The sequence below is a fragment of the Marinobacter sp. GH_1 genome, from assembly GCF_048595985.1.
Classification (GTDB): domain Bacteria; phylum Pseudomonadota; class Gammaproteobacteria; order Pseudomonadales; family Oleiphilaceae; genus Marinobacter; species Marinobacter shengliensis.
Window position 1 is genome coordinate 3119436 of record NZ_CP184460.1, and the last position, 25430, is coordinate 3144865.

The following is a 25430-nucleotide window of genomic DNA, read 5'->3' on the forward strand; positions in this document are numbered from 1 at the left end:
GCACTGACGTCAGGACCATCCCTGCTCACCCAACAGGGGCACGAACCGGACATCACCGAAGTCTTCGCGCTCGAAGTCAGCATCCGTCCGGCGGGTAATACACACCAGCCGCTGCACGGAATGCTCCGACCCCACAGGAATAATCAACCGGCCACCGACGGCAAGCTGCTGTTTAAGGGTCTCAGGTACGGCGGGAGCACCTGCAGCAACGCAGATGCCATCAAAGGGCGCAGCCTCCGGCCAACCAAGGGTTCCGTCGCCGCAGCGAACATGCACCTGGCTGAACCCCGCCCGCTCCAGGTTCCTCCTGGCCTGCTCTGCCAACTCAGGAATCCGCTCGATACTGAAGACCTCCAGGGCGAGGCTGGCCAAAACGGCTGCGGCATAACCCGATCCAGTCCCAATATCCAACACCCGTTCCCGCCCCTCCAGCTGAAGCGCCTGCGCCATCAGCGCCACGATATAGGGCTGGGAAATTGTCTGCCCCCAACCAATCGGCAAGGGGTAATCTTCATAGGCTTCGCCCGCCAGATGCTCGGGAATAAAGCGTTCTCGGGGCACCCTGTCCATGGCTTCCAGCACTCTTGAATCGAATATCCCCCTGCCGGCAAGCTGATACCGAACCATGTCTGCGCGCAGGTTGTTGAAATCCGGAACCCGTTCATTCATCACCGGCCCCTCCCTGATTACCCGTCGTTACAAAGCCATAACGCTTTTACAACAGCGCAAACTTTAACCACTGTCTACTTTTTACCCACAGGTTACTCCTCTGCACGGATGAGGAGAACCAAAAACAAAAATAACGGCGAGGGTTTAACCCTCACGCTCAGGGAGATAATCATGTCTACATCTGTCGACCACCTGATGGAACGCACCCAGGATGCCAGCGATCTGCTCGCCGATATCGTGCCATCAGCCATTACCCTGGCCACCATGCTCCGACATCGCCAGATGGCAGCCTGGCTAAGGGCTGAGTTTGACGGATACCCCGATATAGACAAAGCACCACCTTATCGGCTCGACCTGCCCGGACACATCGTTGCCAAATCCCCGCAGTATGGCTGGATTCCTGCGCCGGTCAATGACACCCAAACCAAGGAGTTCGGGCACCTGAACCTGATGGAAGGGGTAAAAGAGCTCGAACATACCTGTTTAAGCTGCAAAAAAGGCAATGGCAATCGGGTGTTGCTGGATAAAGAGGCCATGTCAGACCTGCAAAAGCAGATTAATCTCAGTGCCGAACTGGCCATCAACCTCAGCCGGGAGGTTTACTGCCGGCTACTCCGAACCCTTCGGGCAGCGCTCTATCTGTGGGCCGAGCAGCTGATGGACGCTGGTATCTCTGGCGATCACAACCACTATAGTCCGGAGGAACGAAAGCTGGTCTCGCATCTTGATAGCCCAGAGGCTTTCTGGCGCAAAGCCATGCAGGAACTGGACACAGTACCGGTGGCAGATGTTCGGGAGCTTGGCTTTCTGGAACGCATGTTTGGCCGGGCCGGCTAAGTCAGGAAAGCCACGTAAAGACCAAAAGGCTATACTGGAGGACACGCGAACCGATTGAATCGTCTATAAAGGAGCCAGGAGCGCCACTATGAGAGACGCACGATGGAAGTATCTCAGATCACGCGGCCTGGCTCTGATTCTTCTACTGGCATGCCCCCCCGTCTTCAGTGACGATAGCATCATCAATCGCATAGAAGCCCTTCAGGCCGGGCATCCTGTCACGGTTCTCGACGCACCGATACTTGCAAAGGAGGCCCTGACCCGTTTCTACGAGCTCAGGGAATTTGACCTGGCCTGGGATTCCTACAATGCCCGACGTCAACTGGCCCAGGCCATCAGTGAGGTGGCTGATCAGGGTTTAAACCCGCTGGATTATCACCACGAAACGATTGCCGCCCTGGCCCTGCAACCGACGGATCAGGTCGAGGAAGAAGTGCGGGCCGATCTGGACCTGGTACTGTCAGACGCATTCCTGTTGCTTTCCTCCCATTTGCAGGCGGGGAAAGTCAACCCGAGGACCATTCACGCTGAATGGACCGCCAATCGCCAGGATCTGGAAACCCACACCGTGCTTGCACAAGCACTGGACACCAATTCCGTTTACCAGACCCTGCAACAGCTAAAACCTTCAGCGCCAGCCTACCAGAAACTGGTCACGGCGCGCCGCACCCTGACCGCATTGCTGGGGCAGCCCTGGCACGAACTCGCCGCCACTCCCACACTCCGACCGGGAGACAACGACCCGCGCATCCCCGAGATACGTCGTCGGCTTGCCCTTCTTGGCGATATCCCGAGTGCCGACCATGATCGCCCGGATGCCTACGATGCGTCGGTCGAAAGTGATAGCTACGACGACGAGCTGTTGATCGCCCTTCCCGCGTTCCAGGCCCGGCATGGCCTTGAACCGGATGGAATCATCGGGCGCCAGACTTTTGCTGCCCTGAATAGATTACCTGTCGAGCGCATCCGCCAACTGGATGCCAGCCTGGAGCGTTGGCGTTGGTTGCCGGACGATCTTGGTGATACCTACGTACTGGTCAACATCGCCGGCTTCGAGATGACCATGGTACGCGCTGGTGAAGAAATCCTCCGCCAGCGGGTAATTGTTGGGCGCCCGTACCGCCAAACCCCGGTATTCAGTGACCGCATCCGCTACCTGGTATTCAACCCTACCTGGACCGTCCCACGGAAGCTGATGATCCAGGACCAGCTACCAATTATCCGCAGCGATCCCGGCTACCTTGAGCGCATGAATTTTAAGGTCTATCGGGGATGGGGCGCTGATCGCGTGGAAGTGGACCCGGCTACTATCGACTGGCACACTCTGTCGGCCAATAACTTCCCGTATCAGTTGGTTCAGGAACCCGGGCCGATGAATGCCTTGGGACAGATAAAGTTCATGTTCCCGAATCAGTATGATATTTACCTGCATGACACCCCGGGGCAGGCCCTGTTTGGCCGAGCTGAACGAACGTTCAGTTCCGGCTGTATCAGGGTTGAGCGGCCCTTTGAATTGGCGGAGCATCTGCTGGAAGGTAACAGCAACTGGTCGCGGGCGAATATAGACCGGGCCATTGAACTCAGAGACCCAGTCAATGCGATGCTGAGAACGCCGATACCGGTTCATCTGCAATACTGGACGGTGTGGGTTGATCAATCAGGAGTGATACAGTTCCGGAACGACATCTATGGACGAGATCAGCGGCTGATCGACGCGCTCCGTTCAGATCCCCAAGGCGCGCTGATGCCAACACCACGGAGGCCTTGATGACGAGAGTAGCTTTACTGACTGCCCTTATGCTGATCCTGACAGCCTGCCAGAATCTGCCAGATCGCCAGGAGGGTCTGGACAGCGACGTAGCGTTTCTCAAAGCTCACCACTGCCTTGAGGAATCCGTAGACGACGTCAACCGCATTCACTTCGGCCCTTGCCTGAAAGTTATTGAAATCAACGGTCAGGCACCGGTAGTCAGGGACGACGACTTTATCGAGCTCCCCCTTCAACAGCCTCTCACCATAGGCACAAGTTGCGTTTATCGACACGCCGATGGCACGCCGATACCCGCCACCGTTGAAACTGCCGACTTTCAGGTGCGTGCGGACACCTTCACCCGTGGCGGCCAGAGGTGGTACCTGCATGCCCACAAGCAGGCCCGCAGGGTGATTGGCTGCGAGCCCACGCTATCTCGCTCAGTTCACCCCACCCGGAGCACAGACTGAACTGCCCACCGGCCTGCCCCAACCAGGGATCATTCGTACCGGGCAACAATGGCGTCCAGCTCACCCTCGCTGCGGGCGCTGTCCAGCGCTTTCTGAAGATCCGCCACAATGCCCGGACTGGTTTCCAGACTGATGGCCAGATACATCGGGGTTTCCCGAAAAACCAACACAGGCTTAAGGCCGGTAATGCCATGTTCGTCTTCAGCAACCAACGGCCCCACAAGGCCATCCGTTACCCACAGGTCGGCCTGGCCCAGCGCCAGACGGCGGGGATTCACATCGCCCGATGTATTCATGATCACGTTAAATCCCTGATCCACCAGGTACTGCGACATGACATCGCCCCGGTAGCCGGCAATTCTCAGGTCTTTGGCATCATCCAGAGTGGATAGTGTTATATCGGAGTCTGGAGCCGCAAACAGGGTCCATTCGATGGATGCCAACGGGCCCACCCACTGGAACAGCTGCTCTCGTTCATCGGTGCGCGCCGTACAGAACAGACCATGGTTTTCACGACCCTGCACCCAGTCGTAGGCGTAGCTCCACGCACGCATTTTCATCTGCACATCGTAATCTACCCTTGCCAGCAAGGCTTTCACCATATCGGTGCAGATACCGGTGATCTGGTCCTCGTTGTGGGCAAAGCCCTCACCTGAAACAGAGGCGTTATAAGGAGGATAATGTTCGGTAAAGATATACAGCCGCTCAGAAGCCTGAACCGTGGCACTTGAGGCCGCTAGCGTTAATCCGACGAACAATGCCCCCGTAACGTTTCGCAGGGCGTTTCTGGCTGATGCGATGACAACGTGCATGTTTTTTTCCTTTTGGCTGGCAATCGTTGGTATGACGCAAAAATAGGCAGAGTTGGAAGTTTGTGCCAATCGATATGGCAGTTTATGACAGCATAACTCCGTAGTCCGTATCCGGCATTGAAAGTTCCGTGTCAATACGTAACTAGCCCGACCTGGCTTTTCGTGGCCCTGGAGCAACAACCAGGGCCACGCCAGCCACCGCAACAACCCCGCCGGCCATGGCCATTGGCCCCAAGCGCTCATCAAACAGGATAAACGCCTCCAGTGCCGTTACCGGTGGCACCAGGTAGAACAAACTCGCCACCTGAGAGGCTGCGCCGCGTCGAATCAACCACATCAAAAGCAAAATGGCACTGACCGACAGGCCAAACACCAGCCAGCCAAGGGCCAGCTTGAACTGCAGCGACCATTCCACACTTCGGGACTCCAGTACCATCGCACCAACACCAAACAAGACGGCCGCTGCGGTGTACTGAATCATGGTGCCGGATACCAGATCAACCGACGTGCCAAACCGTTTCTGGTAAACGGTGCCAAGGGAGATTCCGATCAGCGCCAGCCCTGCCCAGACCAGCGTCAGCCCGGGTAACCCTGTATCGCCGGTGCTGGTTCCTCCAAACTTTTCTACGATTACCAGCGAAACACCCACAAGCCCCAAGACCAATCCCGCCCACTGCTTTCGCGAAACCGCCTCACGCAGAAACACCACAGCAGCCAGCGCTGTTACCAACGGCTGCAAGCCCACAATGAGCGACACCAACCCTGATGACATACCCTGATCAATGGCGTAGAACACCCCTCCCAGGTAGCAGCCGTGAACCAGAATACCGGTGACTGCCACATGACCAGCGCTTCGCCAGCCCGGCCATCGGGCACGCATGACGATGGCCAAGACTGCCAAAGGTAATAGCGTGAACAACATGCGGATAAACAACAGCGTAAAAGGCTCTGCATACGGCAGGCCGTACTTGGCACCAATGAAACCGGTGCTCCAGAGCCAGACAAACAGGGCAGGAACAAAAAAGGAAAAGAAAACCGGGGGCATGGCTCAAAGCTCGGCTGATAGGAAACCTGGCAGGAGACTATACCCTGCCAGAACCCGGCCAGACAGACACAGAACTCCGCTAACCAACCATTACAGTCAGGCGCTCGTCAACATCGACTGCAATTTCTGGGTAAACTCAACGGCCTCGCAGCCCAGAGGGGTCAGATAACCCCCGTCTTTCTGGCTGATCAGACCTTTTGCAAACAGTGACTCTGCCGCTCGAACCGTTTCAGGCGCCGCCGTATGGGCATGCACCTTGATACCCTCCTGAGTAGAAATCGAGGGAAATTGCAGCAACAGGTTCAGCTCAGCAAGATGGTTCGGAGAGAACGGCATAAAAGCTCCTTATCGTTCGAATTATCTGCAGTTTAGCTTAAATACCGGAGCGCCATGGCGGAATTAAGAAGAAATTGATCCAGGTGCATATTTTCCCTGAATATCCTATTGTTACGTTCACCACTTCATTATTTTAATTGCACAAAGCTGGCACTGGCTGATCGCAACACGGACATGTTGACCATGGATAACACGAACGGCCAGCAGGCCGACTACTACCCCCGCCCCCTGCGTCACCTGAGCGTCTACCTGGCCACACTGGTTAAAGGCAGGCTCTGGCTCAAGGTGCTGATTGGCATGGGACTGGGCCTTGTGGTGGGCACCCTGCTCGGCCCCTCTGTTGGACTGGTCGAGCCGGAAACCGGCACGCTGATCGGCAACTGGCTGGCCTTTCCCGGGCAACTGTTCCTCGCCACCATCCAGATGATTGTGATACCGCTAGTGATAGCCTCGGTGGTAAGAGGCCTGGCCGCCAGCGACAACCTGGAACAACTGCGCAAGATGGGCGTCCGGGTTACCCTGTTCTTTGTCATCACGACAGCGATTGCAGCGACCATTGGCCTCTGGGTGGGCGGCCTTGTTAACCCGGGCGATCTGATGACCGGCCTGACGGCACCGCCTGTCGATGCTGTGCCGGTTGCCGCCGACATCCCCGGTCTGGATGCAATCCCCCAGACTCTCATTGGCCTGCTGCCCGGCAACCCGCTCGATGCCATGGTGGAAGGGCAGATGCTGCAGGTGGTTATTTTCTCTATCATCATCGGCGTTGCACTGGTCAGTATGTCGGGGGACAAGGCCAAGCCGATGCTGGACCTGCTCGACTCCCTGCAACAAATCTGCATGACGGTGGTTCGCTGGGCGATGCGCCTGGCGCCCTATGCAGTCTTCGGATTGATGGCACAACTGACCACCACGCTCGGGTTCCGTGCGATGCTGGGCATGGCGTCCTACGTTGCCACGGTACTGCTTGGCCTGGCCATTTTGATGGTTTTCTACCTCGCCCTTCTCAAGCTCCTCGCAGGGGTGCGGCCACTTCAATTCCTGAAAGACACCCGCGATGTGTTGCTGCTGGCCTTTTCAACCTCCAGCTCCGCCGCCGTCATGCCACTGTCTATTCGCACCGCGGAAGACAAACTGGGTGTGCGGCCTTCCGTTTCCCAGTTTGTCATTCCCCTGGGTGCCACCATCAACATGAACGGTACGGCGCTCTACCAGGCCGTGGCCACAGTGTTTCTGGCCCAGGTTTATGGCATTGATCTGAGCGTTGGCAGCATGGCGCTGGTGGTAGCCATGGCCGTAGGTGCATCCATCGGTTCGCCCGCTACACCGGGGGTCGGTATTGTCATACTCGCCATGGTGCTTCAATCAGTGGGCGTGCCGCCCGCAGGTATTGCCTTGATTATGGGCGTGGACCGGATACTGGATATGTGCCGCACCGCCATCAACGTGACCGGTGATCTGGTCGCTTGCCGGCTGATGGAAAACTGGTCGGGCAAACGATTACCAGACCAACCCGAACCGGTGCCCGATGAGGCCAGAGGCCCACAGTAAGTTTGTGACCCCATGAACAATCGGTATCATCAAGGCACGAAACTCCTACACTTACAGGGGCATCTACCGCGATAATATCGGCAGATTGTCATGCAGAATAAACGTACCGGGTCTTTGATGAATTTAAGCGGTATCTCCCTACTGGCCAGAATAACGATCGCCCTTCTCACCGGATTCGTTCTGGCGACCGGCATCGCCCATGCCGACAGCATCCAGCGCATTGTCCATCCCGATGGCCGGGTAGAATTCACCAACGTGAAAAGCCCGAGCCAGCCCCGGGCTTCAACCCGTAACGAAACCGTGTACCGCTACACCGATGAGCACGGTGTGGTCGCGTACAGCAGCCAACGGCCCAGCACAGAAGACGTCGAGGTTATCCGGTTTCACTGCTACGCCTGCGACCCGGGTTCCAAAGTGGACTGGCACAAAACCCCTCTGTTCGTGAGTCCGTTCCGGGATGAAATCCTGACAGCCGCTCAGGAGTTCGATGTCGACCCGGCTCTGGTTCGGGCGGTCATTCATGCCGAATCTGCGTTCAACCCGAAGGCCGTGTCGCCGGTCGGTGCCCAGGGCCTGATGCAGTTGATGCCCGGCACCGCAGATGAACTGGGCGTGAGAGACCCATTTGCCATTGAAGACAATATACGTGGTGGGGTCGATTACCTTGCCCGCATGCTCAAACGCTTCAATGGCGATGTCCGGCTGGCAACCGCCGCTTACAACGCCGGCCCTGGCGCCGTCGGGCGCTTCAATGGCATCCCACCCTACGCGGAAACCAAGGCCTACGTCGAACGGGTCGGCATTCTGCACCAACGCTACGCCAGCAACTGATGGGCACGATTATCAAGCGCCCTGAAATCAAGGGCGATATCGTGCATGTGGCAAGCGACCCCCATGGCAACATCCTGGTGATCGATGACCGCAAGCACCGGATTCTGAGCTTTGATTCGGTGTTTGAGCAAAGCAAGATCTTGCGCGCATCCCCCAACGTGCCAGTGCATGAATACAACCGCGCCATGCTGCTGCCAATCGCTTTCGCCTCACCCGGCAGGGTAACGGTGCTGGGCCTGGGTGGTGGCGTACTGGCCCATGGTCTGTTCACGCTGCTTCCGGACAGCATCATTGATGTGTATGAACTTCGGCGAAAGGTTGCGGAAATCGCAAAGGACTGGTTTGCACTACCCGAATCAGAACGGCTAAGGGTGCATATTGCCGACGCCCGCCTGGCCGTCGACCAGCTACCCGAAGCCAGCACCGATATGATCCTGACGGACCTGTACAGTGCTGACCGTATGAGCCCGGCGCAAAGCCAGCGGCAGTTTATCAAAGCCTGCAGCCGGGCATTATCCTCTACCGGCTGGCTGGTTCTTAACTACCACCGAATGCCGGAACCAGATGGCAATCTGCTGCGGGAACTCAAGCGCCAGTTCCCGTTACTTCTGGTGTTCAAGAGCCGGACCAACAATTGGGTGATCTACGGGCGCAAACAGGACTTTGACCCCTGGTCCATCGACAAATCCCGGCTGAACGCCCTGGAAGAGCGCCTGCCCATTGGCTGGCGGAAACTGATCAAGAAGCTGAGCCGGCTGGTGCCGGCCGTTACCCCAAGCGAGCCATGAAGCTCTCCCGTATTATCAGCAACCAGAACGGTGTCAGTCGTCGCCATGCAAGACAGCTTCTGGCTTCTGGCCGGGTGAGCGTGGACGGCCAGAGGTGTCAGGACGGCGCAGAGGAGGTTTCCCGGTTTCAGGAAGTCAGAATTGACCAGAACATCATCCAGCAAGCCGAACCCGCTTATTACCTGATGCTCCACAAACCCGCCGGCTACCTGAGCGCCACTCAGGATGACCAACACCCGACCGTCATGGAACTGATTGCGCCGGAAATACGGGAGCACTTGCACATCGGCGGCCGCCTGGACCGGGCCAGCACCGGGCTTCTTATTCTGAGCAGTGACGGGCTATGGTCCCGCCGGCTCACCGAGCCTGCCATCAAACTACCGAAAACCTACCGGGTCACAACCGCGTCACCCATCAGCCCTGAAACGGCCACGCGCTTTGCCGAGGGCATCTGGTTTGAATACGAACAGCTGACAACGTCCCCTGCCCGGTTGGAGCAACTGAATGACCGCGAGGCTCGGGTAACCATCTTTGAGGGGCGGTATCACCAGGTAAAGCGCATGTTCCACGCGGTCGGCAATCGGATCACATCACTGCACAGGGAAAGCATGGGCAGCCTGGTACTGGACCCGGAACTTCCTGTTGGTGGGTATCGTCACCTCAGCGGCGACGAAATCAGCTCCGTCGGCTGACGGAGCTGATCAAAACATCAGGCGCGGCTGAGGAACTTACGCTCTTCCACGTTCACCTTGATGCGATCACCGGTAGAGATGTGCTCAGGCACCTGAACCACCAGGCCGGTGGTCAGGCGGGCTGGCTTGGTGCGAGCCGTTGCCGAACCGCCCTTGATAGACGGGTCGGTTTCTTCAATGGTGAGCTCAACGGTCGGCGGCAGATCAATGGCCACCGGCGTTTCACTGACCAGAATCGCCATCACGCCCTGGGTATCCTCGGTGATGAACAACAGCTCGTCTTCAATGGCGCTTTTGTTCAGCATGTACTGGGTGAAGTCTTCGTTATCCATGAACACGTACTCGTCGCCATCGGCGTAGGAGAACATGACCGGACGACGCACCAAATCCGCCAGATTCAGCATGTCAGAGTCTTTAAAGGTCTCATCCAGCTTCTGGTTAGTCACTACATCGTACATGCGCATGCGGTACAAGCTGCCGCCAGCACGGCCCTGAGGTACCGAGCGCTCGATATCCTTCACAAAATAGACGCGTCCGTCGTATTCAACGGCCTGGTTCTTCTTGATCTCACTCGCTTTAGGCATAACATCCGATTCCGATAAAAAGGGTTTTCTGTGGCGCTGATATACCATGACTGGAATCAATAAGCGATAGTCTCTCAGCCATTTGCTTTTGAAAGCGCGTCTCGCGTTCTCAGCCGCCCTTCCCGGCGAATTTCGGCTTTCTCGTAACGACGAATCTGGTCTTTCGTTTCCGGAATCACCGGTGGCACCTCAACAGGCCGATCGTTCTTGTCCAGGGCCACAAAGGTGAAAAATGCGGAAAGGATGTGGCGGGTCTCACCGGTATAGCTGTTCTCGGCCTCTACACGGGCACCAATCTCCATCGACGAGCCCCAGCTGCGGTTCAGAGACAGATTGAATAGCAGTGTGTCATTCCCCTTGGCAGGGGCCCGGAAGTGGATGGAATCCACCGCAGCAGTCACGCAAACATGGGCCGAATGGCGCTCTGCCACCACCAGAGCCAGGCGATCACACTTGGCCATGATCATGCCGCCAAACACTGTGTTGTGTGAGTTCATATCGTTGGGGAAAACCTTGTACACATGCTTGTCGATGGCGGATGCCGCCACCGGCTTACCCGGCTTTTCAGACATTTCACTCGCCCCCTCTCGTGTTTACCCACAAACTCTGCGAAACCTCTTCTGGCCTGGCTGTTCAGAATCAAACCTGCCAGCCAGTTCCAGAAAGAGGTGGGCTCGGGTTAACCCATCAGATCAAAGTGAGCAGCGTCCTGTTCGATGCAGCGGTCCAGCAGCGCCAGGTAATCGCCTTTCACCTTCAGCTTGGTTTGCTTATGCGCATTCAGGTTGAGCTGCTTCATCTGAGTTGCAACCGCTACCGCTCGCTCCATCAGCTGCTCAGGAGCCACCGCCTCATCCAGGAAACCAGCCGCAACGGCACCTTCCGGGTTAAAAATCTCGGCATTCACCACCGAACGGTAGAAATACGGCGCCGGCATACGGTGGCGGGCGATCTCGATACCAGCGTGGTGCATGGTCATACCGATAGCCACTTCGTTCAGGCCCAGCTTGAAACCGCCCTCTACGCCAATGCGGTAATCCACAGACAACAGGATAAACGCACCCTTGGCGATGGCATGGCCACTGCAAGCACCAATCACCGGGAGCGGGAACGCCGCCAGGCGACGGGTCAGGGTTGAGCCCACCTTCACCAGCGCCATTGCTTCTTTCGGGCCTTTCTGCATTTCTTTAAGGTCGTAGCCGCCAGAGAACATACCCGGCTGGCCAGTCAGAATCACAATGGCCTTGTCTTGCTCGGCCTGGTCCAGAGCGGCATTCAGCCCGGCAAACACGTCGTGGCTCAAGGCATTGGCTTTGCCGTTGTTCAGGCTGATGGTGGCAATGCCGTCGTTCAGTTCGTAGCTTACGAGTTCAGTCACCTGTGCATCCTCATCTACTGCGTTTTATTAAAGTGAGTGTTTGTTAACATCAGAATCCCAAGATTGTGGGCGATCTGGGGCATCAGGTAAAGCCCTGATCATCGCCATGCCACCGCCGCGCACCAACGGTCATGGCCGAACAATACCGCCCTGGGGCACCAGGCAATTCATCATCGAGATAGAGACATCCCGGAACATCGCCTCGGAGGTCACCCGGTCCGGGAAGTTGTCGTACACAGCCCGGCGGCAGGTGGACGTTCGGGATTGCGCACGCTTCTCGCAATCGTTAACTGCGTCACTGCCGGCAGGCTGCCCTATCGCCTGCGCGCAAACCTCCGAAATCTGGGTAATTGCCCAGTCCACCACGTCACTGCTTTTGGCAGGGTTAGCCTGAAGATTGGTAAAGCGGGCGGGATCGGTCGGATCAGAGGATTCCTGAGTCTGGCCCCAGAACACGTAGACGAGGGCAACAGATACCATGGCAACCGTAACAATGGGGAACTTCATTAACGCTTTCCGTTTATGCGGCGACAACGCCGGGTGATAGACATGCAGGCAGCCTACCCCAAGCGGCTTCGTCATGCATCACCCAAGGTTACGCACAGAATCTGTGGATAACTTTGTGCGTAGTCAAAGGATAGCCGGCCTGAGCCCAATAGAACCGGGGGTTCAAGCAATATGGCCGCAAAATGACCGGGTCATAATTTATCCACCAAAGAGTAGCTTCCCTCCAGACGCCAATGCCCTATACTGCGACATATCCCATACTCTCAAATCCATCCACCGAAGACTCCACCCCGAGTAGCCAAGCCTGGAGGTACGGTCGTGAAAAACAAACCTGAAGAACTGGCCGCCGACAGCTCGGTCTACAAAACCCTGCTGGAGTCTACCAGGGCCATTCCCTGGAAGATCGACTGGAAAACCATGAAGTTTGCCTATATCGGTCCCCAGATCGAGGCTCTGCTGGGCTGGACACCGCAAAGCTGGCAGAGCGTAGAAGATTGGGCCACCCGCATGCACCCGGACGACCAGGGCTGGGTCGTGGATTTCTGTGTCGCTCAATCCAAGTCAGGCATTGATCACGAAGCTGACTATCGGGCACTGCACAAAGATGGTCACTACGTCTGGATTCGGGATGTGGTGCATGTTTCCCGCGATGAGAATGGAGAGGTCGAAGCGTTGATCGGTTTCATGTTCGACATCAGCGAGCGCAAGAAAACCGAAGAAAAAGTCGTGGCCTTGCAAAAAAAGCTCGAGGAATATTCATTCCAGGACGGCCTCACCGGCGTAGCGAATCGCCGAATGTTTGATTCATTCATGGACGAGGCCTGGCATAGTGCCCTGAGAAATCATCAACCTCTCTCGGTGCTGCTTTTGGATATCGATAACTTCAAGCAATACAACGATCTTCATGGTCACTTGCAAGGGGATGAGTGCCTTAAACGTATAGCCAAAGTGCTCATGGGTGCTGCAACGCGTTCTAAGGACTTTGTTGCCCGTTTTGGTGGCGAGGAGTTTGTCATCGTTCTGCCGGAAACCAATCCTGCGGCAGCACTGAAAGTTGCCGAGCGGTGCCACCAACATCTCCTGCGAGAACAGATTGCCCATGGGAACAATAGCGCAAGCCAGCTGGTCACGCTAAGCATCGGCGTCGGCACAATCACACCGGCCCGAAATGATTCACTCAATGACTTTCTGGAGCTTGTGGATCAGCGCCTGTACGAGGCGAAACACCAAGGCAGGAACCGCATCGTGGCAGCCTGAAGCCACCACTCCACCGAAAAGTCATGTAAGCCATGACGACACAACGTATTTTCCGACAGGGAATCGTTACAAAAAAATCCCGGTTCAACGTTTACAAATTCCAAGTCCAACACAACACTTGCCACTGAAGTCGTCAACCAGCAGCTGTAATCTGGTTGTTTTTTTGTACGGAAAGCCATGCATCCACGGTCACCTTGCTTCGATATCTGGCCGTATGCTGAGGAACTGAACGACAAGGTTGTCTTGCCGCAGGGAAACGTCCAGCGGCACCGGTTGTATTGTCTGCATCGCCCGCCCGGCAAGGGGCCCACCCACCAGGATGCACAATCAACCGAAAGGACACATCATGCCCAATCAACTGTGGTTAAGGATTGAACCCGAAAAGGCCATCAACAGCGCAGACGCAGAATCTCTACAGGTCCGTGTCAGCTACGAGATCTCGATCCAGACCGAAGACAAGCAGAATGATAGTCATCCTGCCAGCGACATTATCAGACTCGATCGCCATGCCAGTGCAGAAAGCAAACTCGAACCCGTCCTCCTGAGCAAGCCCATCCACGCGCGACTGGAAAGCCGACAGGGCCAGGAGCTGGCAGACCTGGGCGAGATTGATACCGGGCCCGGCAAGAAAGGGGAGCCCGTCACCCTCGTCATTCCTGCAGAGTCCCTGAAGCATGCCCTTGAGCGCAACAACCCGGAGCAGCAACCGGTGCTGGAACGATCCGGCCGTTTTGTCACGCTTGGCCAGGTCGACCGCAGGTTCGATGACTATTCACTGAGTGTCGATCTGATCGATACCGAGGCAAAACATCAGGCGATTTCCAGTCTGCTGGCACAAAACGCTGACAACGGCACCAACGCACGTTCAGCCGAAGTGGCTCTGGATACCCATACGGCCGGCCATCTCGGGGCATTGTCACTGACAGGCGCAGACCTCAAATTCGATGGCAGTTTTCATGTAAAGCGTCCCTTCAACGCCGGTACTGAAGCCAATGGCTGGATCTGGGTGTTGAACGGACCAAAGTTGATTGTCGGTTACCAGTCCGACGGCTCCGTTTATACCCCATTGCGGGACCTCCGCATCATGCTGCCCTGGCAAGATCCGGTGAGCGATGGCGAGGAACAGGTTAACGGATCGTGCTGCAATAATGGTCATCCGCCCCTGAACATGGACGAAGACAGTCTGCTGAACGATCCGGACCTGTTCAGCGACGACCCCGGCTCATTTTGTCGGCCTTTCAGCAACCCGGCCCGCATTCTGGGCGAACGCCGTTTCCAGACCGTCTTCCGGGTGGAGCAGCCTGAGATCGAATCCACCTCCAACACAAAACCGGATTACCGGGGATTGATCGCACCCAGGGATGCCAATGAGTTCCGAATGATGTCCACCGCCATGGTGGCCAGCGAACAACCGGACAGTGAGGCCGCCGGCGTTAGCCGGGCCAGGTTCGCCATTGACACTGCCAGCCTGCAGCGTTTTCTGCCCAAAAACCCCGGCGTATTCATGCCGCCCATTAAAGCCATTGATTTCCTGCCACTGCCCAAACTCCCCTGGCTGAACAAGCGGCAACCTGTGAGCGCCCGAAACCCCATCGACTGGGACGGCGACACCACCAAATATCAGGCTCTTTCCGTGGCGGGTGGCCACATCATGGAATGGCGGGTGCAGTGGCGATCCAACGGCTATTCCCTGGGCGATGTGGCGCATACCCTTACCCTGGCACCACGGCAAACCCGCCGGATTGTAAAACTGGATTGGCGACGCCGCGAAGCGAGCATCCGGCGCGAGACCAGCCAGTTTGCGGAAGAGGTTTCCCAAAGCACATTCAGCGACCGGGATTACCACAACGCCGTTCGGTCCAACCTGAACGAATGGAGCAAGGGCGGCAGCAGTTCCAAAACCACCGGTGTGGCAGGTGGCATCGGGTTTGCGCTCGGCCCGGTGGTGATTGGTGGTGGTGCCGCCCACGGCCGGGCCAGTTCCAGCAGCTGGCAACAGGGTGGCCGCAGCGTGTCCGCGGCAGAGGAACAAAGCCTGAGAGACGCCATCCGCCAGTTCGGTGATTCCTTGCGCCAATACGAATCCACAGTGGTGAACGAAGTCAGCCAGGACGAATCGATTGAAGGCGTTTCGGAGGTGGTCCGCAACCCCAACTACTGCCACTCCCTGACCGTCATCTACCATGAGATTCTCCGACATATCCGCGTAGACACTGTGCTCGCCGGCGTGCGCGAATGCCTGTTTGTGCCCTTCGCGATTCGGCCGTTTACCTTTTCCCGCGTGATTCGCTGGCGCGATGTGTTCGAGCGCTACCTGCAAAAGCGCGACCTGCGTTGGGCCTTGAAATACACCGAAGACATTCAGAACCACTGGCAGGGCTCCGATGTTCCAGCCGGCCCCCGCAAGGCCCAACCTCTGGAAAGCCTGACGGGAACCATTTACATCAAACTGGGCATTGAACGCCCGCGAGACGAGGTGGTATCGGATCAGATCGACGACCAGCTAAGCGAAGAAGGTGCCGTCGGCGAGAAAATCACCACGCGGGTGTGGCAGGCCTACGCCAACATCCTTCCCATACCGGTGGGCCAGATTGTGGCCCGTATCCGCGGCTTCTCTGCCGCCCAGCGGGATGCCTATTTTCAGCGGGAAATCGCACCGGCGATGGCACGGCGATGGGTTGACCGACTGCGCCTGGACAGCCAGAACGGCGAACTCGAAGGCACCGATTTCACCCTGGTGGGCGAATACCGGTTCAACCGCACGGTGCGAGTTGATTTCAACGTGCCATCGGAGGCCCTGGCCGGGAACAAACGGGAGGACATCGCCAAGCTGATTCTGTCCGCCACCGAGCACCTACCCAAAGGTTCCGTGGCAAACGTGACCAGTGCGAACATTCATTTTCACACCAGCCATTACGAGCGGCGTGTCAGCTCACCACGGGGTACGGATGACCTGATCTCCCCTCCCGCCTGGGATGACAACGAAACCGATCGCCCGGCCCCGAGCGAGAGCGCCACGCTGTCTTTCCGGCCGTCTAACTGGGAAGAGCAGAATATGCGGCTGGAAGCCGAGAAAGCGAACCGCAAGTTACTGGAACACATTAACGACAACCTGCACTACTACCATAAGGTGATCTGGTGGACCATGGACAGGGACGAGCTGTACATGCTCCTGGACGGCTTCGCCATATCCCCCAGCGATGGTCGCTCGATCGCCTCCGTGGTTGAACGTGAACCCATTGCCATCATGGGCAACACACTGGTGTTCAAGGTGGCTGCTGGCGCGTTCCTGGGCATCAACGGCCATGAAAGCTATGAAGATGCCTTCCGCTACTACAAGGGCGAAGGCGCGCCGGCGATGCCCATGCGAATCAGCCTGCCCACCGATGGCCTGTACGCGCAGGCCATCATGGACGAGTGCAACGCCTGTGAAGAGCATGAAGGCTCAACCGACTGGGTGCTGAAAGATGAAGACCCGGCCCTGGCCGACTTCCCGGGCAACTTCTTTGATTCTCGCCGCAGCCAACCGCAAGACATGACCCCCACCAACATGCCGGATTCCATCATTAACCTGCAGAATGCGCCTGCCGCACCAGCCCCTCAGGGATTTGGCGACATTCTTGGAGCCGTGGCAAACAGCAACGCCTTCCGCGACATGGCTGGCCTTGAGGGCACCCAGAAGAACGCTTTGGGTGCGCTGAATTCGGCGGCCAACCTGGCCGGTCAGTTCGGCGGCTTTGCATTACAGACCCGACTGGCGGAACTGCAGGCAGAAAAGGACGCAGGCGCAAACTTTGACAAGAAACGCGCCGCCATAGACCGCGCCGTTGAAAAGGGTTCCATGTCAAAACAGGATGGCGAAGCGGCTTTGCGCAAACAGGCAGAGCAAATGGGGCAAAAAGCCGCCGATGGCGTCTCTGACCGCGCCAAATCCATTGTTGAGCAATTCGGTAAAGATCGGGATGTGTCGGTCACCGAGCAAGACGCTGGGGGCATTCGCACGGTGAGTGTGGGCAACGGTTTGCAGCTCGCATCGTTCCGGCCAGATGCTGACGTTGAAGCCCTCGAACGGTCTCTGGCGAATCAAAAGATTATTGAGCGCTATAACCGCGGCACCGCCTGGAAACGGGACATTGTTGCCAACGCGGAAGCGGAGGAAACTGCCTGGACCAACGACGACGGGACCAAAAAGCAAGAAGGTACTGAATTGGCGAAGCTCCAGGATTACTTCGGAGCTATTGGCCAGTGGGCCGTGGATCAGTTCGCGGAGGACTCGCGAGACAATGAAGCCGCCTGGAGTGCCGCGTTTATTTCCTACGTCGTCAAGAACGCCGGCGTAAAGCCCAGCCATGGGTTCAGTCCCAGCATCCGGCACATGACCTACATTGTAGAGGCACTGGTGAACCGAAAGAACCGGGATCTGGACAGGCCGTTCTGGCTTTACAAAGCAGAAGACCTGTCACCTCAGGTCGGCGACATCCTCTGCAAGCCCTGGAACGAGACCCCTTGCGCCAATCTCACATTGGCCGGGCTGGAGAGCCAGTTCATCGAAAAGAAAGCCAGCGGCGAATACGCTATCAAAGGAACGCCAACCGGGCATTCCCACACCGATGTGGTCATCCGGCGTTTCTCCGATGACGGGACCGATTACATCGAAACCCTTGGTGGCAACACCCGTGATCTGTCTGGCGTAGCTCACACCGTTGGCCGCCGACGTTGGCGCCTCAGTGCGAATGGCCGGGTAGACGCGTGTGTCGATCGCAATAACGAGGTAATCGAAGACTGCCCGCCATTTGCGTTCATCCGGATTGTACACCCGACAACGCAGCAACTGCTCGACGCAGCCGCCGATGAGGAGGGAGGAGTCAGTGTCTAATTCCGTGTAACACCGGGATACGCCTTCCTCGCCTCTGGCCGCCGGAGGCTTGCGAAGGCGTCAATTTCCCACGGCCGCATGGCCATCAGCAAGCTGACTCCGAAACGCTGTTCTAATGGCAGGGCCAGGTCTTCCTCATGGCAATGACGAAACTCAAGGGCCAGGCGTTTCAGTTTCTGTTGCACGGATTCGTTCGATTGGGGCGACAGCATACCGCTTACAAAAAGCCGCATCTCACCCGGCTGGTGGAATCGACATTTCAGGAAATCCTGCTGAACTTCCGTTTCAAAAAACCGCTGGATTGGCCCCCGGGGTTGCCAGGCGAAGTCGTGGCTGACCAGTAATTTGATTCGGTTACCGGGCAACAACTCCACCAGTCCCATGCGATCAAGCCGGGCCAGATAGCGGATTAACTCCGGCTCCTCTATCTGATAGTTCTGGAGTATCTCGCCAAACTGCCAGCGGTTCATGGCACACACCGCCACCAGCAACAGGCGCAGGTCAGACACCAGCTCCCGTTCCTGTTCTTCGCTCAGCTGTTCAACCCGGGGCTCGGGGGCCAGCTTGCGAACCAGATCGGTGATCTCCATCCCCATCAGTCCACATACCTGGTCCAGGCGCTTCAAGGAGAACTGACGATCTGAAAACAACCGTTTCACACTGGCCTCTGACAACGCCAGCGCCTGTGCCACATCCTGGTAGGTCAGCCCGTGTGCCCTGAGTTGGCGTTTCAATTCACTGACAATCGCGCTGGTTTGCGCCATAACCGTCCCCTTTCTTACCAGCCACTCAGCCAAACGTATCAATATACGATACCCGATGTATAGGACAGTACTACCTTTATAGAAAACCTCGCCCGCCCTCCCTGGTTCACGCACAGTGGAGCCGTTCCAACAACAACGTCATCAGGAGTTAATCATGGACAGCGAACTCAAAAGCAATTCCGCCGGGTGGGTATTCTTTGTGAAGGTTTCCTTTGCTATCGCGCTTTTTGCGGCCGCCGCCGGCGTGGTGTTGGCACCGGTGGATCTGGTGCTCAAAGGCTACATGGCCATCAGCGCCCTGTTTCTTGTCAGCACCACCATCACGCTTTCAAAAACCATCCGCGACGAACACGAGCACCAGCGCATCGTCAACCGCATCTCCGAGGCACGCACCCATCAACTGCTGAAAGAATACGGGGAGTAACACCATGAGCATCTGGCGCAAACTGGACACCCTGTTCCGGGCATCGGCCCAGGAGCCGGTAGCAAAACTGGTGGATGCCAACGGTATCCGGATATTCGAACAGGAGCTGCGCGATGCAGAACAGGCCATCGCCCGCTCCAAGCGGGAACTCGCCTGCCTGATGGCGGAAAAAACCCGGCTGGCCAGGGACAACGAACACCTGAGGGCCACCATCGATAAACGGGAGCATCAGGTAACCGAAGCGCTGGAGAAGAACGAGGAAGAGCTGGCGCTGGAGCTGGCCAACCTGATCGCCGAAGATGAACCACTTCTTGAGCGCCAGCAACAGCAGCACGACAAACTGCAGCAGCAGGAAAACCGGTTGCGCAAACAGCTGCGGGACTCTGGCCGGGCGCTCAAGCATTTCCACAGTGAACTCCGGCTGGCCAGAGCCAACCGCCACGCAGAGCAGGTTAACCGCCAACTCCGCGGACACGCACGGGGGCTGAGCAGTCACATGGAAGACCTCAATCAATCCGTTTCCCGCATTCAGGCAAGACAGGCCGAAGCGGAAGATATCGAGGCGGCGTTGACAGAGCTGGACCGGGAACAGGAGGACGAAACCCTGGACTCGAAACTGAAAGCCGCCGGCATCAGCAACGGAAAGAGCAGTGGCGAACAGGTTCTCGCGAGGATTCGTTCGCGGTCCTCTGCAAACGCCAAAGGATGACCTCACCTCGCCACCGACAAGAACCCTATAAGCAGAAGCTCATCACTTCTGCTTATAGCTAACCTTCAATAAAATTCATTTGCCTCATCATTGCCCGCTTCCTAGGATGGAGACATCCAAAAACCAGAACAAGAACCTGTCTCCGGGATGAAGCGCCATGACGTTCAGATCTGTCCTAATCGCCAACCGCGGTGAAATCGCCATTCGCATTGCCCGCGCCTGCAGCGAGCTGAACATACGAACCGTCAGCGTGTTTGCTGAGGACGATTCAAACGGCCTGCATACCCGCCAGTCAGACGAATCCGTGCCCCTGAAAGGCCGTGGTGTGAAAGCCTATCTGGACATGGAACAACTGATTACCGTGGCCAAGGCCCACGAGTGCGACGCCATTCACCCCGGTTACGGATTTCTGGCGGAAAACGCCGAGTTCGCTCGCCAATGTGAGCAGGCAGGGTTGATGTTCATCGGACCGGCGCCGGATGTGCTGGAATTGTTCGGTAATAAATCCTCTGCCAGGGCCCTGGCAGAGCGCTGTCAGGTGCCCTTGGTCAACGGTATCAACAGCCCGGTTAGCCTGGAGGCGGCAGAAGCCTTTCTGGCCCAGCATGGCGCCCTGATGCTCAAGGCGGTTGCCGGTGGCGGCGGGCGCGGCATTCGCGCGGTGACCAGCAAGGGCGAGTTGGAACAAGCCTTCAGCCGCTGCCGATCTGAAGCACAAGCTGCCTTTGGCAATGGTGATCTGTATGTTGAACAACTGATTGCCCGCGCCCGCCATATTGAAATCCAGATTCTTGGGGATGGCACCGGCGCCGTCTCCCACCTGTGGGAACGGGACTGCAGCATCCAGCGGCGCAACCAGAAACTCATCGAACTGGCCCCGAGTCCGGGCCTCGACCCGGTGCTCCGGGACGAAATGATCAACTGTGCCCTGGTCATGGCAAAAGCGGTCAACTACCGAGGGCTCGGCACCTTCGAGTTTCTGGTGGACGAAGATCAACCCGGTCGGTTCTACTTCATGGAAGCCAACCCGAGGGTTCAGGTAGAGCATACCGTCACCGAGGAAGTCACCGGCATTGACCTGGTCCAGACCCAGCTGAAGCTTCTATCTGGCCAAACCTTATCTGAACTGGCCCTGGACACCCCGCCGGCCGTGCGCGGCGTGGCCATTCAGGCCCGGATCAACGCCGAAACCCTTCGTTCCGATGGCACCACCATGCCCGCAGCGGGCACGCTCACGGCCTATGAGCCGCCAACAGGGCCCGGCTTGCGGGTGGATGGTTCAGGTTATACTGGCTACGCCATCAATCCCGCCTATGACTCCCTGCTCGCGAAGCTTATCGCCCACGGCCCGGACTACCAATCGGCTCTTCGACGGCTTTATCGTGCTCTGTGTGAATTCCGACTGGACGGCGTGGCCAACAACATCGGACTGCTACAAAACCTGCTGCACCACCCGGCCGTCAAAGCCTGGCAAGTCAACACGCGATTCGTGGAAAACGAGCTTTCAGAGCTTGCCCCCTCAACGTCTGAAGGCAAGCACCCGAGGCATCACTTCGACAGAACAGAAGCGACGCACGACACAAAACTGAACACACCATCATTACCTGCCGGTGCCATCAGCATCGCAGCGCCCAGTGCAGGCACGCTCGCGAGTGTTGAGGTCCGGGAAGGCGACACCATTGCAGCGGGCCAAACCGTTGCCGTTCTCGAAGCGATGAAGATGGAATTCATCGTGCAAGCCGGGCAATCCGGTATCGTTCAAACCCTCCTCGCGGTGTCAGGCTCAACGGTAACTGAGGGTGAAGCTTTGCTGATCCTGGAACCCTCAGAGGTCAGCGATGACACCATTCAAACCGAGCAGACCATCGACCTCGATTACATCCGGGCTGATCTGGCGGAGGTCTTCCAGCGCCACGATGCGTTAACCGATGAGCATCGTCCCGACGCGGTCGCAAAGCGCCGCCGTACCAGTCAGCGAACCGCCCGGGAGAACGTCGAGGATCTGCTCGACCCAGACAGCTACAACGAATATGGGGCACTGGCGCTGGCTGCCCAACGGCGTCGCCGGTCGGTGGATACACTGATTGAACTAAGCCCCGCGGACGGGCTGATCACCGCCATCGGCACCGTCAACGCCGAGCGCTTCGGCGCTGCAGCCGCCGGTTGCGCCACAATGGCTTACGATTACACCGTGTTTGCCGGCACCCAGGGACTGGCAAACCACCGGAAAACGGACCGACTACTTGCCCTGGCAGAACAGTGGCGAATTCCGCTGGTGCTGTTTGCCGAGGGTGGCGGCGGCCGCCCATCCGATACCGACACTAACGGCGTGTCACACCTGGATTGCCAGAGCTTTGTCAGCATGGCTCGGCTCTCGGGCAAGGTGCCAACCGTCGGGATTGTTTCCGGCCGTTGCTTTGCCGGCAACGCGGCCCTGCTGGGTTGTTGCGACACCATTATCGCTACCCGGAATGCCAACCTGGGTATGGCCGGCCCGGCAATGATAGAAGGCGGCGGCCTGGGCCGATATGCCCCCGAGGAGATCGGGCCGGTCTCCGTGATGGGCCCCAATGGCGTGATTGATGTGGTGGTCGAAGACGAGGCCGAAGCTGTCGCCGTGGCCAAGCAGTATCTGTCTTATTTCCAGGGCTCCCTCGCGGAATGGACCTGCGCAGATCAGCGCAGGCTTCGCCATCTGATTCCCGAGAACCGCATGCGCGTTTACGACATCCGGGAAGTCATCCAAACGCTCGCTGATGACGACAGCGTTCTGGAGCTCCGCCGCCAATTCGCGCCCGGGTTAATTACCGCGTTCATTCGAATTGAGGGCCGCCCCATGGGCCTGATAGCCAACAACCCCATGCATCTGGGAGGCGCCGTCGATGCCGCAGCGGGCGATAAGGCAAGCCGTTTTATGGAACTCTGTAACGCTCATAACCTGCCTATTCTGTCGTTGTGTGATACCCCGGGGTTTATGGTTGGGCCAGAGGCGGAAACACAGGCCACCGTGCGTCGCGTCTCCAACATGTTCCTGGCCGCAGCCAAACTATCGGTGCCCTTCTACACCGTGGTTCTGCGCAAGGCTTACGGACTTGGCGCACAAGCCATGGCCGCCGGCAGCCTGCTGACGCCCTTTTTCACGGCCGCGTGGCCAAGCGGAGAGTTCGGCCCCATGGGGCTTGAAGGGGCGGTGCGCCTGGGGTTTGCCAAGGAGCTGGCAGCCCAACCAGATGACGCAGCTCGCAAGAAGATGTTCGATGGCCTGGTCGCCAAGGCTTACGAACAGGGCAAAGCCATCAACGTCGCCAGTTATCTGGAAATCGATGCGGTCATAGATCCCAAGGACACCCGCGCATGGCTGGCAAGAGGGATCTTAGCGGCCGGACATTGAAACTGGGAAACCCCGGAAAAGGCTGCTATTTTCTAAGTTAATCGCCTGCTTCCCGGCCCACGGTTATTCGCGGGCCGCTCCCGGAGCCTAGAAATGAAACGATACCTGACCATGCTGCTGGTATCGCTGTTTACATGGATTGAGACAGTCACCGCAGATGATACACAACACCTGAGCATAGCGGTTGGTGACTGGCCGCCGTATTTTGATCAGGAGGCACCCGATCAGGGGATTGTCGCCCAATTGCTGCGAGATGTGTTTGCCGAGGAAGGCTTTACGGTCTCCTACCACTTCCTCCCCTGGAAGCGAGCTTACTATGAAGCCGCAATGGGCAAACACGATGCCACGGCGGTATGGATGCATGCGGAGGAACGTGAGCAGGACTTCACCTTCAGCGACCCGGTCCTCAAAGAGCGGTTCGTGGTTTTTCACCTGAAAGACCAGCCGGTCAGTTGGTCCAGCGTCGAAGACCTGTCTGACCTCAGGCTCGGCGGCAGTATTGGTTACAGTTACGGTTCGGCTTTCGATCAAGCCGTAGAGGATGATCTGCTTAGTATTGAATGGGTCGCCAGTACCGTGCTGAATTTCCGCAGGCTCCTGTTCGACCGCATCGATGCGTTCCCCGAAGAGATCAACGTGGGCTATCACATTTTGCGTCGTGAACTTGACCCGGAGGAAGCCAGCCGCATTACCCACCACCCCCGCCCTCTTCTCGAGAACGAAAGTTTCGTGTTGTTTCCCAAAACACGACCAGACACCGCACAACTGACAGACCGCTTCAATGAACGACTGCAGGCGTTCCGTGATAGTGGCCGTTATAACCACTACTTCGAATCCCACAGCCAGGCTTCTGCTGGGTCAAACTGAAAATGTAAAGCCGGGGATTCCACAGTACCCGACTGGCTACACCTGCCATAACCTACCGCGCTCCAGAATTTCTCCCCCATAAGATGGAGCGTGTTCATGAAAGGGAAAATCGGGCTGATTGTTGCCCTCATGCTGACCTCAGGCTGCGCAACGGCCAACGAAGAACTCCGGATCTACACAGAACAATACCCCCCTTACAACATGACCACGAATGGTCAACCGTTTGCACACTCGGAACGGGATATCACAGGACTATGCACTGATGTCCTCAAGGCGGTACTCGAACAAAGCAGCCTGAAATACAGCATCAAGCTGAGGGACCTGAGCTACGGAATCAACCGGAGCGAACAACACCCCAATCACGGCATCTATTGCGTCTCCAAAACCGCTGACCGGGAGCCTGCGTTTGACTGGGTTGGACCATTAGCCAGTATCAAATGGACGCTCTTCGCGAAAGCCGGCACCACTATCCGACTGAGCAAACTGGAAGACGCCAAGAACTATCGCATTGGCGGTTATCGCGGCGATGTCATGACCACGTATCTTGAAGAGAAGGGCTTTAATGTGTCCGCCATCAGCACCAACGGCCTGAATGCCCGGCGCCTTGAGCAGGACCAGATCGACTTGTGGGTAGCCGATGGCCTGGCTGGCCCCTACCTTGCCGCAGATGCCTCAGATGTGACAGATCTGGAGCAGGTTCTGGTGTTCCGGGAAACCCCGATGTACCTGGCCGTGAACAAGAGCACAGACCCAGACATCCTCAAAGCCCTGAACCAGAGCTTCCAGGCACTGGTCAACTCAGGTGAAATCGAGACCATCTCCCGCGCTTACGGTTTTTGATTCTGCATCTCCCGGTGGCCCGTCTGCCACCGGGAGAGCCACCGTCAACCAG

At 57.4% G+C, this 25430-nt stretch carries 23 protein-coding genes; 14 read left to right on the forward strand and 9 right to left on the reverse strand.

Annotated features, from left to right (window positions below; translation table 11 throughout):
- Positions 1 to 9: 9 nt before the first annotated feature.
- Positions 10 to 669: a protein-L-isoaspartate(D-aspartate) O-methyltransferase gene (locus ACNSOI_RS14165; RefSeq protein ID WP_061333066.1), complete on the reverse strand. Its 660-nt coding sequence runs from the start codon at positions 667 to 669 to the stop codon at positions 10 to 12.
- Positions 670 to 840: 171 nt separating this feature from the next.
- Here ACNSOI_RS14165 and ACNSOI_RS14170 point away from each other — a divergent pair, with 171 nt between their 5' ends.
- The 3 genes from ACNSOI_RS14170 (at position 841) to ACNSOI_RS14180 (ending at position 3726) form a co-directional block, all read left to right on the forward strand.
- Entirely contained in the window at positions 841 to 1506 is a 666-nt protein-coding gene (locus ACNSOI_RS14170) for a hypothetical protein (protein ID WP_138437098.1), read from the forward strand.
- A gap of 88 nt (positions 1507 to 1594) precedes the next feature.
- Positions 1595 to 3274, forward strand: a complete 1680-nt coding sequence (locus ACNSOI_RS14175; protein ID WP_286251230.1) for a L,D-transpeptidase family protein — start codon at positions 1595 to 1597, stop codon at positions 3272 to 3274.
- Positions 3274 to 3726, forward strand: a complete 453-nt coding sequence (locus ACNSOI_RS14180) for a hypothetical protein (protein WP_106694911.1) — start codon at positions 3274 to 3276, stop codon at positions 3724 to 3726. Before ACNSOI_RS14175 ends, ACNSOI_RS14180 begins: the two co-directional genes overlap by 1 nt.
- Positions 3727 to 3755: 29 nt before the next feature.
- On the opposite strand, the gene ACNSOI_RS14185 is transcribed toward ACNSOI_RS14180, so the two are convergent.
- From ACNSOI_RS14185 to ACNSOI_RS14195, 3 genes are all read right to left on the reverse strand, one after another.
- Entirely contained in the window at positions 3756 to 4538 is a 783-nt protein-coding gene (locus ACNSOI_RS14185; RefSeq protein ID WP_420194326.1) for a substrate-binding periplasmic protein, read from the reverse strand.
- A 142-nt stretch (positions 4539 to 4680) separates the two neighbouring features.
- Complete coding sequence (locus ACNSOI_RS14190) at positions 4681 to 5583, reverse strand: DMT family transporter (RefSeq protein ID WP_420194327.1); 903 nt, start codon at positions 5581 to 5583, stop codon at positions 4681 to 4683.
- Positions 5584 to 5679: 96 nt separating this feature from the next.
- Positions 5680 to 5919 carry a TIGR02647 family protein gene (locus tag ACNSOI_RS14195; protein WP_106694908.1) on the reverse strand — a complete coding sequence of 80 codons (240 nt, stop codon included), beginning with the start codon at positions 5917 to 5919 and terminating at the stop codon, positions 5680 to 5682.
- Between the two features lie 183 nt (positions 5920 to 6102).
- On the opposite strand from ACNSOI_RS14195, the gene ACNSOI_RS14200 reads away from it, so the two are divergent.
- The 4 genes from ACNSOI_RS14200 to ACNSOI_RS14215 all read left to right on the forward strand — a co-directional run bounded on the left by ACNSOI_RS14200 (position 6103) and on the right by ACNSOI_RS14215 (position 9781).
- Positions 6103 to 7470: a dicarboxylate/amino acid:cation symporter gene (locus tag ACNSOI_RS14200; protein ID WP_286251237.1), complete on the forward strand. Its 1368-nt coding sequence runs from the start codon at positions 6103 to 6105 to the stop codon at positions 7468 to 7470.
- Between the two features lie 117 nt (positions 7471 to 7587).
- Positions 7588 to 8301: a lytic transglycosylase domain-containing protein gene (locus ACNSOI_RS14205; protein ID WP_286255705.1), complete on the forward strand. Its 714-nt coding sequence runs from the start codon at positions 7588 to 7590 to the stop codon at positions 8299 to 8301.
- Complete coding sequence (locus tag ACNSOI_RS14210) at positions 8301 to 9089, forward strand: spermidine synthase (RefSeq protein ID WP_072676585.1); 789 nt, start codon at positions 8301 to 8303, stop codon at positions 9087 to 9089. Before ACNSOI_RS14205 ends, ACNSOI_RS14210 begins: the two co-directional genes overlap by 1 nt.
- The gene (locus ACNSOI_RS14215; RefSeq protein ID WP_286251238.1) at positions 9086 to 9781 is read left to right on the forward strand and encodes a pseudouridine synthase; all 696 of its coding nucleotides are present in this window, start codon (positions 9086 to 9088) and stop codon (positions 9779 to 9781) included. The genes ACNSOI_RS14210 and ACNSOI_RS14215 overlap by 4 nt, the downstream gene beginning before the upstream one ends.
- Positions 9782 to 9798: 17 nt before the next feature.
- Here ACNSOI_RS14215 and yeiP read toward each other — a convergent pair whose 3' ends face one another.
- From yeiP to ACNSOI_RS14235, 4 genes are all read right to left on the reverse strand, one after another.
- Complete coding sequence (gene yeiP / locus ACNSOI_RS14220; protein ID WP_058092192.1) at positions 9799 to 10365, reverse strand: elongation factor P-like protein YeiP; 567 nt, start codon at positions 10363 to 10365, stop codon at positions 9799 to 9801.
- 74 nt (positions 10366 to 10439) lie between these two features.
- Entirely contained in the window at positions 10440 to 10937 is a 498-nt protein-coding gene (locus ACNSOI_RS14225) for an acyl-CoA thioesterase (RefSeq protein WP_072678156.1), read from the reverse strand.
- A 107-nt stretch (positions 10938 to 11044) separates the two neighbouring features.
- Positions 11045 to 11743, reverse strand: coding sequence for a crotonase/enoyl-CoA hydratase family protein (locus tag ACNSOI_RS14230; RefSeq protein ID WP_152438793.1), 699 nt, complete (start codon positions 11741 to 11743; stop codon positions 11045 to 11047).
- Between the two features lie 129 nt (positions 11744 to 11872).
- Positions 11873 to 12250 carry a hypothetical protein gene (locus ACNSOI_RS14235; protein ID WP_420194328.1) on the reverse strand — a complete coding sequence of 126 codons (378 nt, stop codon included), beginning with the start codon at positions 12248 to 12250 and terminating at the stop codon, positions 11873 to 11875.
- A 318-nt stretch (positions 12251 to 12568) separates the two neighbouring features.
- Here ACNSOI_RS14235 and ACNSOI_RS14240 point away from each other — a divergent pair, with 318 nt between their 5' ends.
- Together ACNSOI_RS14240 and ACNSOI_RS14245 are read left to right on the forward strand one after the other, a co-directional pair.
- Positions 12569 to 13507: a sensor domain-containing diguanylate cyclase gene (locus ACNSOI_RS14240; RefSeq protein ID WP_106694903.1), complete on the forward strand. Its 939-nt coding sequence runs from the start codon at positions 12569 to 12571 to the stop codon at positions 13505 to 13507.
- 346 nt (positions 13508 to 13853) lie between these two features.
- Complete coding sequence (locus ACNSOI_RS14245; RefSeq protein WP_420194329.1) at positions 13854 to 18383, forward strand: DUF2272 domain-containing protein; 4530 nt, start codon at positions 13854 to 13856, stop codon at positions 18381 to 18383.
- Here the strand turns inward: ACNSOI_RS14245 and ACNSOI_RS14250 are convergent.
- Complete coding sequence (locus ACNSOI_RS14250) at positions 18380 to 19147, reverse strand: helix-turn-helix domain-containing protein (protein WP_106694901.1); 768 nt, start codon at positions 19145 to 19147, stop codon at positions 18380 to 18382. The two genes, ACNSOI_RS14245 and ACNSOI_RS14250, sit on opposite strands and share 4 nt — an antisense overlap.
- A 154-nt stretch (positions 19148 to 19301) precedes the next feature.
- Here ACNSOI_RS14250 and ACNSOI_RS14255 point away from each other — a divergent pair, with 154 nt between their 5' ends.
- From ACNSOI_RS14255 to ACNSOI_RS14275, 5 genes are all read left to right on the forward strand, one after another.
- Positions 19302 to 19571, forward strand: coding sequence for a YiaA/YiaB family inner membrane protein (locus tag ACNSOI_RS14255; protein WP_058092198.1), 270 nt, complete (start codon positions 19302 to 19304; stop codon positions 19569 to 19571).
- Between the two features lie 4 nt (positions 19572 to 19575).
- Positions 19576 to 20280: a PspA/IM30 family protein gene (locus ACNSOI_RS14260; RefSeq protein ID WP_106694900.1), complete on the forward strand. Its 705-nt coding sequence runs from the start codon at positions 19576 to 19578 to the stop codon at positions 20278 to 20280.
- A 157-nt stretch (positions 20281 to 20437) separates the two neighbouring features.
- Entirely contained in the window at positions 20438 to 23671 is a 3234-nt protein-coding gene (locus ACNSOI_RS14265; protein ID WP_420194330.1) for a carboxyl transferase domain-containing protein, read from the forward strand.
- A gap of 93 nt (positions 23672 to 23764) precedes the next feature.
- A complete protein-coding gene (locus ACNSOI_RS14270; RefSeq protein WP_420194331.1) occupies positions 23765 to 24538 on the forward strand; it encodes a substrate-binding periplasmic protein in 774 nt (257 codons plus the stop codon).
- Between the two features lie 96 nt (positions 24539 to 24634).
- Positions 24635 to 25378, forward strand: a complete 744-nt coding sequence (locus ACNSOI_RS14275; RefSeq protein ID WP_106694897.1) for a substrate-binding periplasmic protein — start codon at positions 24635 to 24637, stop codon at positions 25376 to 25378.
- Positions 25379 to 25430: the final 52 nt, after the last annotated feature.

Excerpts from the sequence above, each read along its gene's own strand:
- ACNSOI_RS14165 (WP_061333066.1), bottom strand. The coding sequence starts at position 669 with ATGAATGAACGGGTTCCGGATTTCAACAACCTGCGCGCAGACATGGTT.
- ACNSOI_RS14170 (WP_138437098.1), top strand. The coding sequence starts at position 841 with ATGTCTACATCTGTCGACCACCTGATGGAACGCACCCAGGATGCCAGC.
- ACNSOI_RS14270 (WP_420194331.1), top strand. The coding sequence starts at position 23,765 with ATGAAACGATACCTGACCATGCTGCTGGTATCGCTGTTTACATGGATT.
- ACNSOI_RS14235 (WP_420194328.1), bottom strand. The coding sequence starts at position 12,250 with ATGAAGTTCCCCATTGTTACGGTTGCCATGGTATCTGTTGCCCTCGTC.
- ACNSOI_RS14175 (WP_286251230.1), top strand. The coding sequence starts at position 1,595 with ATGAGAGACGCACGATGGAAGTATCTCAGATCACGCGGCCTGGCTCTG.
- ACNSOI_RS14260 (WP_106694900.1), top strand. The coding sequence starts at position 19,576 with ATGAGCATCTGGCGCAAACTGGACACCCTGTTCCGGGCATCGGCCCAG.
- ACNSOI_RS14185 (WP_420194326.1), bottom strand. The coding sequence starts at position 4,538 with ATGCACGTTGTCATCGCATCAGCCAGAAACGCCCTGCGAAACGTTACG.
- ACNSOI_RS14195 (WP_106694908.1), bottom strand. The coding sequence starts at position 5,919 with ATGCCGTTCTCTCCGAACCATCTTGCTGAGCTGAACCTGTTGCTGCAA.
- ACNSOI_RS14265 (WP_420194330.1), top strand. The coding sequence starts at position 20,438 with ATGACGTTCAGATCTGTCCTAATCGCCAACCGCGGTGAAATCGCCATT.
- yeiP (WP_058092192.1), bottom strand. The coding sequence starts at position 10,365 with ATGCCTAAAGCGAGTGAGATCAAGAAGAACCAGGCCGTTGAATACGAC.
- ACNSOI_RS14215 (WP_286251238.1), top strand. The coding sequence starts at position 9,086 with ATGAAGCTCTCCCGTATTATCAGCAACCAGAACGGTGTCAGTCGTCGC.
- ACNSOI_RS14200 (WP_286251237.1), top strand. The coding sequence starts at position 6,103 with ATGGATAACACGAACGGCCAGCAGGCCGACTACTACCCCCGCCCCCTG.
- ACNSOI_RS14205 (WP_286255705.1), top strand. The coding sequence starts at position 7,588 with ATGAATTTAAGCGGTATCTCCCTACTGGCCAGAATAACGATCGCCCTT.
- ACNSOI_RS14225 (WP_072678156.1), bottom strand. The coding sequence starts at position 10,937 with ATGTCTGAAAAGCCGGGTAAGCCGGTGGCGGCATCCGCCATCGACAAG.
- ACNSOI_RS14190 (WP_420194327.1), bottom strand. The coding sequence starts at position 5,583 with ATGCCCCCGGTTTTCTTTTCCTTTTTTGTTCCTGCCCTGTTTGTCTGG.
- ACNSOI_RS14255 (WP_058092198.1), top strand. The coding sequence starts at position 19,302 with ATGGACAGCGAACTCAAAAGCAATTCCGCCGGGTGGGTATTCTTTGTG.
- ACNSOI_RS14210 (WP_072676585.1), top strand. The coding sequence starts at position 8,301 with ATGGGCACGATTATCAAGCGCCCTGAAATCAAGGGCGATATCGTGCAT.
- ACNSOI_RS14180 (WP_106694911.1), top strand. The coding sequence starts at position 3,274 with ATGACGAGAGTAGCTTTACTGACTGCCCTTATGCTGATCCTGACAGCC.
- ACNSOI_RS14245 (WP_420194329.1), top strand. The coding sequence starts at position 13,854 with ATGCCCAATCAACTGTGGTTAAGGATTGAACCCGAAAAGGCCATCAAC.
- ACNSOI_RS14250 (WP_106694901.1), bottom strand. The coding sequence starts at position 19,147 with ATGGCGCAAACCAGCGCGATTGTCAGTGAATTGAAACGCCAACTCAGG.
- ACNSOI_RS14275 (WP_106694897.1), top strand. The coding sequence starts at position 24,635 with ATGAAAGGGAAAATCGGGCTGATTGTTGCCCTCATGCTGACCTCAGGC.